Genomic DNA, 11,021 nt, shown 5'->3' with positions numbered 1-11,021 from the left:
GAAACCAAGATGCATTGCATCAAATTATTAGGCGATAAATTAACAGCAAGGAGTTTCCCTAGTCAGGTAAATGAAATTCATGCACGCATAGCAGTCTTGAATAAATTCACCGAGCTAGGTCGCCCTCATACCCAAGTTACTACTTAAATTTGGCTCAATTAGGATAGCTCTGCCTTTCAAACCTTTGTGCAACAAAGCCGTTGATATGAATAAGTGATAGATATTTTTTCACAGTATAAAGAGGAATAAGTCATAAAATACATTAAATTAAGTTTTTTTTAAGTTAACAATTTTATAGTGAAAACCATAGGAATTCTGCTGTATTTCCTATTTTTGAGTCATACTCCTACTGACAGAGTATGGCTTTTTTTTTGTCAGAATTTATAAATAAAAAGCCCCCAATAATGGAGGCTTTCATTCGAACAATAAATATTATGGGCAGTTATAGCGTTGTAAAGCTTCAACTCTTTCATCAATACTTGGGTGCGTTTGAAAGAGAGCAGCTAGACTGAATCCTTCGCTTTTTCCTTCTGTAATTGCGAGTGCTTTCATCTCTTTTGGCATTTGATCTGGCATACCACTTTCTGCTTTTAAGCGTAGTAAAGCGTTGATCATAGCTTGTTTACCTGCAAGTTGTGCACCTGCTTCATCTGCACGATATTCACGGTAGCGTGAGAACCACATTACAACTGCACTTGCGAGTACACCAAAGACGATATCTAACACCATTGTAATCACAAAATAAGCAATTCCAGGTGGATCTCCATCTTCACGACCAAGCAAGTTACGATCGATAAAATCTCCCACAACACGTGCAAAGAACATGACGAACGTGTTTACAACACCTTGTACTAAAGATAGGGTAACCATATCACCATTTGCAACGTGGCCAATTTCATGACCAATTACGGCACGAAGCTCGTCTTGACTCATGTTTTCAAGTATTCCACTTGAAACAGCAACGAGAGCATCATTTTTATTCCAACCTGTGGCAAAGGCATTAGACTGATACGATGGAAAAATACCTACTTCAGGCATTTTAATGCCAGCACGTTGCGATAATTCAGCAACAGTTTGTAATAACCATACTTCTGCTTGGTTACGTGGTGCATTGGGGTTAATCAGCTCCGTACCTGTTGACATCTTTGCCATCCACTTCGACATGAACAAAGAAATGAGGGAACCAACCATGCCAAATACAAAACACATGACCAGTAAATTACCGAGCTTTAAACCACCGGCACCGTGATAACTTCCGACACCTAATACTGACAAAATAAGACCAGCGACAACCAGTACCGCGAGGTTGGTTAGCAAAAACAAACCAATCCGCATCATTGAGTATATCCTCTTATAATAAAAAATAGACACTCTTATAGGAGAGTGTTCTCTCTACTAATATGTAGTTTGATATTTTAAAATTCAAGTATTTTTTCAATAAATTGGTATTAAATTGCTAATTATGTACAGTTACTGAGGTATATGTACCATCGGATAATTGTATGATTTTTGACTCGTGTTTGATGGTAGGAGTAATACGTGTTGTATTCAGTGACTGTGCTTGCAAACGCTCTGTCTGGTTCTGACTGCTTGTAAGCTGTAGCTCTGCACGATAGAGATTATTGTAACGGTTTAAAACACGTTTTATATAGTCTTGAGTCTCTCTAAAAGGTGGTATACCACCATATTTCTGTACATTTCCTTCACCTGCATTATACGCTGCAAGTGCAAGAGTGGTATTTCCATTGAATCGTTTGAGAAGAACACTTAAATATTGCGCTGCACCATGAATATTTTCTTCAGCATTATAGCTATCTTTGACGTTAAAACGTTTTGCAGTTGCAGGCATAAGTTGCATAAGCCCTTGAGCACCTACCGGAGAAGTGGCTCTCACATTAAAGCCAGATTCTGTATGCATAATTGCTTTAATTAACCCAGCAGGAATACCATGCTGTTGAGCAGATCGGTGTATAAGTACATCAAATAAGTTTTTATTTTTACTAAAACTAGGCAAGACAGATGCTTCTGAACCGCCCCAATTGCGATATGAGTGTATATTACTGTCTGGGTAATAGGTAATTTTAACGGTTTTTAATAGTGTGTTTTTCTGGGCTTGGTTAGTAAATAAATAAGCACCCTTTTCATCTTGATAGGTGTAAATCTGCCCAGCATGCGCTAGCATATTTATCCCCAGGTATAAATTTATAGAAAAAAGTAACTTAAATATGTGCATTCAAGGATTCAGTAAAATTGTGAACTATGTTGGATTTTTAGCAATTTAGAGGAAAAAAGCAAGCAAAATTTTGTTAGTGACGAATAGTGCTACGAGTATGTCAAATACTCACAGCACCATATCTATGAATTTTAACCAATTTGCTGTCTTACAGTTGCACGCACTTTAGATTTTTTCATTAAGCGCGTTTTTGCTGCTTTTTTCTGTTTGATCGGGCGTTCGTTATAAAGTTTCAGTACAATGACAGTAATTGCTAAAATTGCAGTGATACCATTTGCAGACATAACAGGAATATCATTCATTTTATAACCATAAAAAGTCCAACTGGTCACACCAAAAAATAAAGCTGCATACATGCCTAATGAAACGCCTGTTGTATCTTTTTTACGAATCATATGTATGACTTGTAAGCAGAACGACCCTGTTGTGATCCATGCTGCAAGAGCACCAAGGGCGACAGGCCAATGGTAAAGTGAAATTACAGAAATCGTAACCGCAATAATCGTTCCAATAATAAGAAGAATATCTTTTTTATATTGACTGTTCATTTTTTACATCCTCATTATTTTCTTGCCTCGATACAAAAAAATGGTGTTTAACTTCATGTATAGCATTAACTAAATGTTGCTGGAATTCTGCTTTTGTCGTAAGAGAACCAAAGAGTGCCTCAGTTTGTGTAAAAGCGATTTCTGGCGATGGCGAAGTAAAGATAGCTTCAAGATCTAATGTTTCAAATTCACGATCTTCATAAGCGAAAGTTAAAGCTTGGCGGTAAGCCTTATCTAGGAATAAAAAGTAAAGTGCTACAATTTTAAGTGCGGCATGAGGTATTTTATTTTGATTCAGACAATCCTTAATTGTAGGAACAATAAAACCATGCAACTTAGAAATACTATCTGAAGAAACTCTCGCTACGGTATCTTTAACATAGGGATTTCTAAAGCGATTTAAGATACCTTTGCATTCAAAAGCAGTGTCGATTTCGATTCCATGGCTTTTTAATGCGAAAGCAACTTCTTTTTCTGAGTATTCTTGAATAAGATTTTTAATATATTGGTCTTTTAAGACCTCGTGAATATAGCTATACCCAGTGAGAGCTCCCATCCATGCTAAACCGCTATGACTCGCATTTAGAAGTCGAATTTTTGCCTCTTCGTAAGGCGCAACATCTTTAACAAATTCGACGCCAACACGTGCCAAAGATGGATGTGCATCTGCAAATTTATCTTGAATAACCCATCTTGAATAATGTTCACATGTAATTGGTGCAGCATCGTAAGGTTGCCCATGGCTCTTCATACGTGCATGAGTACTTTCGTCGAATTTAGGGGTAATCCGATCAACCATACTATTAGGTGTGGCTACGTGGTCAGAAAGCCAGAGTAGAAGTGCTTCATTATTTTTTGCTTTAACAAAATCGATAAGACCTTGTCTAAAACTATCTCCATTGTTTCTGAGATTATCGCAACTCAAGAGAGTGATTGGCGCATTTTGATGCATACGCTCATTAAGAATTGGGTAAAGGGCGCCATATAATGTTTCAACTTCATTCTCTGAATTTAGATCATTTTGAATACTTGGATGGCAAAGATCTAAACTTCCTTGATCTGTAAGATAGTATCCTGTCTCAGTAACAGTGAATGAAATAATTTTAGTATTTTTCTGGATACCGATCTCTATTGTATTAGAGATAGAGGGATTCCAAAGAATAATATTTTTAACACAACTGATTGATTGATAACTTATCTCACCATCGGGTGAAATAACTTCTAAGGTATAGTTACCGTTTTGGCTTTTAAGTTGCTGTAACAAATCTTGGGAACTACTATTGCGAATATTCGCTAGATACATTTCCCATGATGTATCACCGAGTTGGTGTAGCAGATTTAGGTAATATGCTTGATGCGCTCTAAAAAATGCGCTTGCACCTAAATGTAACCATGAACTCGGTGGATCAGATCTAAGCGTGGGCTTATTCAAACTTACTCCTTCCTCATTGAGGTTCTTTTGCTCGTTTTTAGCTTATCACAAGATTAGAAAATTAAAATTTATCATTGGTTGTAAAATGTACTTATTTTATATACTTTCTAGAAGGATTTTAAATCTTTGATTATTTTTTTGATTGATTTTTATAAACTTTATTTTAAAATAAGATTATACTTTTCAATAGATTACATTTAATATGTTGGCTTATTAATTTTTATTAAATTCTTTAAGTAGGTACTGATAGATTTAGTAACAACTTTGTAAGAAATAGTCATTTTAACTAATAATGTTACGGAATATTTGTTTAAAAAATACACTATATATTGTAATTGTGTTTACAAATAAAGCAATTATAAGAGTCAACTAAAAAAAATTATTTTTTTTTCATTAATCTAATCTTGACTTAATTAAGTATTTGATTTTTATGATATTTTATATGTGATTAAAAATTAATCAATTTAATCGAAACCCTTACTAGGACTAGGGAAAGTTTTGTCAAGAAGTAAAAAGTCCACAAATTTATCCACAGGTTTTGTGGAAAACTACTTTTATATTCATTCCCCTTAAATATGTTCTCATATTTGAAGTAAAAACGTACATTATAAAGCCTTAAATATGAACGATTAATGAAATAGATTGAATTGGTTCTCTAGATGTAATAGTTGTCAAAGGAAGCATAGGCAAAAAAATTATCGTAATAATTCATGTTGCATAGATGCGTATTTGATAGGAATCATATAGAATCGTGCGATATTTTTTTAAGGGTTTGTATCGTCTATGTACTCTCCAATTGAGTCCAAACAAGGATTTAATTTTAAACCAGAGCTACCGACCAGTTCATCTTATTACCGGTTGTTAAAGAAGCTACGTCGCCAAGTTGGTCATGCCATTCGTGATTATCAAATGATCGAAGAGGGTGATAAGGTGATGGTATGTATTTCTGGTGGTAAGGACAGTTATACATTGTTAGATATTCTGCTAAATTTTAAACGTGTTGCACCTGTAAACTTTGATGTAATTGCGGTCAATCTAGACCAAAAGCAACCGGGATTTCCTGAAGATGTTTTGCCTGCTTATTTAGAAGCAAACAATATTCCATATTATATTTTGGAAAAGGATACCTACAGCATTACAAAACGGTTAACGCCAGAAGGTAAAACATATTGTGCAGTATGTTCGAGATTACGCCGTGGTTCATTATATGGGTTCGCACAAGAAATAGGAGCAACTAAGGTTGCTTTAGGACATCATCGTGATGATATTATTGCAACATTCTTCTTAAATCTGTTTCATGGCGGTAGCTTAAAAGCGATGCCACCGAAATTATTATCTTCAGATAAAAAGAATATTTTAATACGTCCTTTAGCTTATGTTGAAGAGAAGGATATTATTAAATATGCTGAGATGAGAAAGTTTCCAATTATTCCGTGTAACTTGTGCGGTTCTCAGGAAAATCTGCAACGTGCAATGTTAAATGACATGTTAAGAGAGTGGGACAAGCAATATCCTAAACGTTTGCATAGCATATTTGGTGCGTTGCAAAATGTTTCTCCTTCCCAACTTGCAGATCGTGATCTATTTGATTTTGAAAAACTTGATGAACAGCGAGAGTTCGATCTTAAAAATCCTGAAGAAATGAAGAATCGACTAGATGTTGTAAATTTAGGATTTGCAGCCGAATAATGAGTTTTCATTAGGTGTGATCTTTGAAGATCACACCTAAATCTAAATATTATAATGATCATCGTTTATATTTTATGATGAATAATAATAGTATGTTAAATTTTGAAATGAGATATTGCGCTGTAATATCATAGGAATAAACATTTAGAGGAAGAATAATGCCAGCATTTTTAACAGAAGCATGGTTTTCCAAAGTTGATGAGTTAACAACTCAAGCTGGAGATTTAAATTTATCACCAGCACTGCAAAGTTTAGCAATTAATTTTATTGTCAGTGATGTAGCAAAAGGCGTGACAGAACTATCCCTTGCAAGTGGCAAGTTTAAAAAGGGTTTAGCAGATAATGCAAAAACAACATTAAATATGGATGCAGATACATTAAAAAAAGTATTTCTTCAATTTGATATGACAGCTGCTATGCAAGCATTTATGACAGGTAAGATAAAAGTTCAAGGTGATATGTCTCAATTAATGACATTACAAACAGCTAAACCAAGCCAAGAACAAAAAGCATTATTTAAAGAAATATTGGCACATACTGAATAATAAAAAGGCGAACATAAGTGTTCGCCTTTTTACTAAACCTCGATAGGTTGAGGTTCATTTTCCTGCTGAATGTGCTCTAAATACGCACGTATACGTGTAACGTATTGGAGTGCTTGTTTATATTTAGAATTTGCATTCTGATTTTTCTGTAAATAACTATAAACATTAATCCATTCTTCAGGGTTTTTACCTTGCTTTTCAACTTTGTTTTGAATGCTTGATAAAGCACCTGGACCCATATTGTATGCTGTTAATGCATACCATGCTCTGTCAGGGTATGGAATAGTGTCATATTGCTCTAACAACTGATCTAAGTACTTTGCACCGCCTTGGATGCTTTGTCTAGGATCATTTCGATTGGTGACACCCATTGCTTTGGCTGTACTGTTTGTTAGCATCATAAGACCACGAACACCAGTCGGAGAAACTGAATCAGATTTTAAATAAGATTCCTGATAGCCCATTGCCGCTAAAAACTGCCAATCTAAATTGTATTTGCTTGCTTCTTGTTTAAAGCTTGCTTTATAAATTGGCATGCGTGCTTTTAAGTCACGCTCTACAATATCCCATGCATTGGGTTCTACAATATTATGATTGTAGAAAGAGGCAAGTTGATCAATTGACCCATCATTTTTTGCCTGACATGTAAAACCTGTTGCTGTTTGCGCAATAGGATCTTCAGCATTATTTACAACCAAGTTGATATTGGTATCTAAGCCATTTTCTGATAAAGCATTAAAGTTTCCGCATGTCGCAGAGAAGAAACTCAATTTCTTCGCTTCGATATCATTCATTGTGGCGTTTGTTAAAGCGATATTGGCTTTACCTTGTGCAACAAGATCTAATGCCGCAGTATTGTCATTTACGACTTTAAAATCTAGTTGTACATTTAAACTTTTTGCATAGTTACGCATAAGATCGTAACCAAAACCATGCAAATTTTGGCCATTGTTAAAAACAGTACTTGGGTTTTTAACAGCAACAACGGTTAAACGATTTGAATCAATCACGTGTGCATATTGTGTTGTTTCCTCTTTTTTTCCAGTAAGTGCATGTAGTGGAAGAAGTGGAAGCATTGCAGCTGTAATAATGGATAAACGAACAGGGAGTGAGTTTGACTTAAATTTAAGGCGCAAGCGCCCTGCAATTTTCGCTGACTTACTATGCATAGTGGCTCCGAAACAGAAAATAACCCCTAAGATCAAGAAAGTGACCCAAAATATTGCTTAAATGTGCAATCGAAAAAGTAAGGAAGGGGTAGAGTCATCATTAAAATAAATGATGCAAATTTAACAGAGGGTCTATGCTTTTTTAATTTGTCTGTAACAAATCGTAAGCATAGGCGAAAAAACATACGATTAACTTAAAGTGTGAATAATAAATAGATCAAAACGAAATGTCAAACAAATAATAAGTCCAAGTTTTATTGAGATATACGATTGTTCTGCTAACTTACAGTTTTTACATGAGTTTTAAAAATAAAAAAACTTAGCTCAAATGCTTTAAAAGAGTGAATTAGAAATAATCTGTCATAGTGTATCTAAATGTTTTTTGAGAGAGATAAAATTAATTCTGTGTATCTTTCTTTAGAATATAAAAAATAATCCGTACTATTTTTACTCAGTTGTTTGATATTTTTGAAAAAATAGTTGCTAAATTTTTCATAATTGATATTATAGCCGTCATTGGAAGCGTGGCAGAGCGGTTTAATGCACCGGTCTTGAAAACCGACGAGGGTTTACGCCCTCCGTGAGTTCGAATCTCACCGCTTCCGCCAAATTCTAAAAACTCGTAAAGTTTCAAAACTTTACGAGTTTTTTTATTTATATGCTTACCAAGGTAATACCTGATTATCTTCAAAGAAGCTACCTGATGGTCCATCTTCAGGTAAAAGAGCAAGTTGAACCGCCATTGCTGCACCTTCAGAAATTGGACGTCCTCCTGTTGTATCTGCAATCAGTTCTGTTGCTGTAAAGTTTGGGTTAGCAGAGTTTACTTTAATTGGTGTGTCTTTGAGCTCCCATGCGAGTTGGATTGTGAGCATATTTAAGGCAGCTTTAGAAGAGTTATAACCAATAAGTTTAGTTGATGCATGTTCCCATGAAGAATCTTGGTTAAGGGTTAGTGAGCCTAATCCGCTAGAAATATTTACAATACGTCCAGCATGAGATGCTTTGATAAGCGGTAACATTATTTGAGTTACATTGAATGTTCCAAAAAAATTAGTATCAAATGTTTTTTTAATTGTATTGATACTTGTTGTACTCGGAGTACCGTCATCTGCCTTCAAAATACCTGCATTATTAACTAAAATATCAAGTTTATGTTCGTGTAGTTCTAAATATGTATATGCATTGCTAATGCTTTCTTGGTCATTTAAGTCAAGTAGAATATACTGAACTTGCATTAATCCAAGCGTTTTTAGTTTTTGAACAGCACTTTCGCCGTAATTAGCATTACGTACTCCAATATAAATTTTGATTCCTTTTAGACCGAGTTGTTTTGCAATTTCAAAACCAATACCTTTATTTGCACCTGTAATGAGTGCGACTTTTGATTCTTTGGTATTACACATAAATATTCCTATATTTATTTCAGTATTTGAATGACCTGATCTGTAAACAGAGAAAGTTCATCATCTGTTTTATTCATGGCATCATATAAAACAATAGATGAAGTGTATTTCATACCTACATATAAGGCACTCGCTTTCATCGGAGTAAATATTTCTTCAATATTACTTTCAATAATTCCTTGTTTAGAATATGTATATTGACTTGCGCCTGCTGAAGAAATGATTAGCATTTCCTTGTTCTTTAAAGCATGTCCATCTGGACCAAAAGCCCAACCATATGTCCAGACTTCATTTAAATAAGACTTGATCATTGGAGTAATATTAAACCAGTGAATAGGAAATAAAAATACAACTCGATCTACGCCTTTATATACTTCTTTTTCCTTAGCTATATCAAAGGCTGCTGAATTATGACCATATATTTTCTCAAGATTTCTTGTTTCCACATTTTCCAAATGCTTTATTGCATTTTCAATATGCTTAATGATTCTAGATTGATGTAAATAAGTATGTGAAGTAATAACAAGTGTCTTCATCATTTAAGCCTCTTTATTTGTGTTTGGATCAAAAATGCCTTCTACAAGCCATGCATGGGTTGTAGAAGCTTTCTCGCGGAATGGAACGATGTCTTGATATTCTTTCGATGCATACCAAGCTTTTGCTTTTTCTAATGTTTGAAACTGTAAAATAACTAAATGTCCTTTAGGGGGCTTTCCCTCAAGGGTGTAAACATGTGCATCGTGGACAATTAACTCTCCACCATAGGGTAAATATGTTTGTGTGACTTTATCTTGATAAGGTTTCATTTCCTCTAAATGATGAATAAGCACATTGAAAATGAAATAGGCTGGTTTTTGTTGGTTCATATTCTTTGTCCCTATAAATTTGAATAGGGAAATTATGAATAAAGTTATTATTAACTAGAACACTATATAATGTTAAAATATAATTAACTTTAAGTTTATAATTTTGGTAGAGGGTAGAATATGGAGGTTTCGCAACACGTACGTGCAATTTTATCCTTTGTGGAGGTAGCAAATTTAGGGGGGTTTGCAGCAGCAGCAAGAAAATTAGAAGTCAGTCCTGCTGCCGTTAGTAAAAACGTAGCTGGGTTAGAAAGGGCATTAGGTGTCCGTCTTATTAATAGAACAACAAGAAAGATGAGTCTTACTGAAGAAGGAATTGTATTTTTATCTCAAGCACGGGTTGCATTAAATGCATTAAATCAGGCAGTAGAACTGGTTGCAGAGAAGAAAACGGATATTAGTGGGCATATTCGCATTTCTACGAGTACCTCTTTTGGAAAAAATCATTTATTACCTATTATAACTGATCTACTAAGTATCTATCCTTTATTGAAGGTAGAAGTTGATTTTGATGATCGTATTGTGGATGTGGTCAGTGAAAAATATGATATTGTTATTCGTGGTGGAAGAATTTTAGATTCATCGTTAATTTCACGACCTATTTGTCAATTAAGTATGGTATTAGTTGCTTCTCCAGATTATCTTTCTGAGTATGGCGTACCTAAAAACTATAAAGAACTTAAAAACCATAGCTTGATTACAAGACGATTTTTAGGGGGAACAATATCGCCTTGGAATTTTAGAAGTGAAGATGGTTCTTTAATAACTTATGAGCCTGATTTTTCTGTATTAACACTTTCTGAGCCAGAAGCTCTGGTCGATACAGCCTGTTCAGGTATTGGGATTGCTCAAGTGGGTGTTCATCAAGCAATAAAGCATTTAAAAGCAGGACGTTTAAATACAGTATTAATGAATGAACATGAAGGAGGCGTTTATGAAATGGTTTTACAGTATCCACATCGCTCTTTCATTGCATCTCGTGTCAGAATTACAATTGAATATTTGTTGAATAGGTTTAAACAAGATCACATATTACATATTGATTTGAAAACACTGAATATGTATAAGTTTAATGAAATATGACTCTAAACTTAAATTATCTAAAGTAGCTATATTTAAAGCTTAGAACTATA

11 protein-coding genes, 1 tRNA gene and 1 pseudogene are annotated in these 11,021 nt (G+C 34.5%); 5 read left to right on the top strand and 8 right to left on the bottom strand.

Translation table 11 applies throughout. The features are described 5' to 3' along the window. A pseudogene (locus I2F23_RS10425) lies at window positions 1–147 on the top strand (IS5/IS1182 family transposase); the annotation flags it as partial. A 285-nt stretch (window positions 148–432) separates the two neighbouring features. On the opposite strand, the gene htpX reads toward I2F23_RS10425, so the two are convergent. The 4 genes from htpX to I2F23_RS10405 all read right to left on the bottom strand — a co-directional run bounded on the left by htpX (window position 433) and on the right by I2F23_RS10405 (window position 4,213). Then, complete coding sequence (htpX, locus tag I2F23_RS10420) at window positions 433–1,338, bottom strand: protease HtpX (RefSeq protein ID WP_195772533.1); 906 nt, start codon at window positions 1,336–1,338, stop codon at window positions 433–435. 118 nt (window positions 1,339–1,456) lie between these two features. After that, the gene (locus I2F23_RS10415; protein WP_211140226.1) at window positions 1,457–2,233 is read right to left on the bottom strand and encodes a lytic transglycosylase domain-containing protein; all 777 of its coding nucleotides are present in this window, start codon (window positions 2,231–2,233) and stop codon (window positions 1,457–1,459) included. Between the two features lie 131 nt (window positions 2,234–2,364). Next, window positions 2,365–2,781 (bottom strand): SemiSWEET family sugar transporter, encoded by a 417-nt coding sequence (locus I2F23_RS10410; RefSeq protein ID WP_195772531.1) that lies wholly within the window; start codon window positions 2,779–2,781, stop codon window positions 2,365–2,367. Continuing rightward, complete coding sequence (locus tag I2F23_RS10405) at window positions 2,765–4,213, bottom strand: mannitol dehydrogenase family protein (protein ID WP_195772530.1); 1,449 nt, start codon at window positions 4,211–4,213, stop codon at window positions 2,765–2,767. The genes I2F23_RS10410 and I2F23_RS10405 overlap by 17 nt, the downstream gene beginning before the upstream one ends. A gap of 783 nt (window positions 4,214–4,996) precedes the next feature. Between I2F23_RS10405 and ttcA the strand changes: the two genes are divergently transcribed. Both ttcA and I2F23_RS10395 read left to right on the top strand, forming a co-directional pair. Beyond that, entirely contained in the window at window positions 4,997–5,902 is a 906-nt protein-coding gene (ttcA, locus tag I2F23_RS10400) for a tRNA 2-thiocytidine(32) synthetase TtcA (RefSeq protein WP_195772529.1), read from the top strand. A gap of 158 nt (window positions 5,903–6,060) precedes the next feature. Then, window positions 6,061–6,447, top strand: a complete 387-nt coding sequence (locus I2F23_RS10395; protein ID WP_195772528.1) for an SCP2 sterol-binding domain-containing protein — start codon at window positions 6,061–6,063, stop codon at window positions 6,445–6,447. 32 nt (window positions 6,448–6,479) lie between these two features. Here I2F23_RS10395 and I2F23_RS10390 read toward each other — a convergent pair whose 3' ends face one another. After that, window positions 6,480–7,616 (bottom strand): transglycosylase SLT domain-containing protein, encoded by a 1,137-nt coding sequence (locus I2F23_RS10390; RefSeq protein WP_195772527.1) that lies wholly within the window; start codon window positions 7,614–7,616, stop codon window positions 6,480–6,482. 518 nt (window positions 7,617–8,134) lie between these two features. On the opposite strand from I2F23_RS10390, the gene I2F23_RS10385 reads away from it, so the two are divergent. Further along, window positions 8,135–8,224, top strand: a tRNA-Ser gene (locus I2F23_RS10385). Between the two features lie 54 nt (window positions 8,225–8,278). Here I2F23_RS10385 and I2F23_RS10380 read toward each other — a convergent pair. The 3 genes from I2F23_RS10380 to I2F23_RS10370 are packed head-to-tail and all read right to left on the bottom strand — an operon-like array spanning window position 8,279 to window position 9,888. Further along, complete coding sequence (locus tag I2F23_RS10380) at window positions 8,279–9,022, bottom strand: SDR family oxidoreductase (protein ID WP_195772526.1); 744 nt, start codon at window positions 9,020–9,022, stop codon at window positions 8,279–8,281. Window positions 9,023–9,036: 14 nt separating this feature from the next. After that, on the bottom strand, window positions 9,037–9,561 hold the full coding sequence (locus I2F23_RS10375; RefSeq protein WP_211140227.1) for an NAD(P)H-dependent oxidoreductase: 525 nt from the start codon (window positions 9,559–9,561) through the stop codon (window positions 9,037–9,039). Then, window positions 9,562–9,888, bottom strand: a complete 327-nt coding sequence (locus tag I2F23_RS10370) for a DUF1330 domain-containing protein (RefSeq protein WP_195772525.1) — start codon at window positions 9,886–9,888, stop codon at window positions 9,562–9,564. It lies immediately after the preceding gene. Between the two features lie 120 nt (window positions 9,889–10,008). Here I2F23_RS10370 and I2F23_RS10365 point away from each other — a divergent pair, with 120 nt between their 5' ends. After that, window positions 10,009–10,971 (top strand): LysR family transcriptional regulator, encoded by a 963-nt coding sequence (locus I2F23_RS10365; protein ID WP_195772524.1) that lies wholly within the window; start codon window positions 10,009–10,011, stop codon window positions 10,969–10,971. Window positions 10,972–11,021 lie beyond the last annotated feature (50 nt).

The organism is Acinetobacter pollinis (assembly GCF_015627175.1).
Taxonomy (GTDB): domain Bacteria; phylum Pseudomonadota; class Gammaproteobacteria; order Pseudomonadales; family Moraxellaceae; genus Acinetobacter; species Acinetobacter pollinis.
The sequence above is the reverse complement of the archived record's forward strand: the minus strand, read 5'-3'. Positions and strand labels throughout refer to the sequence as shown.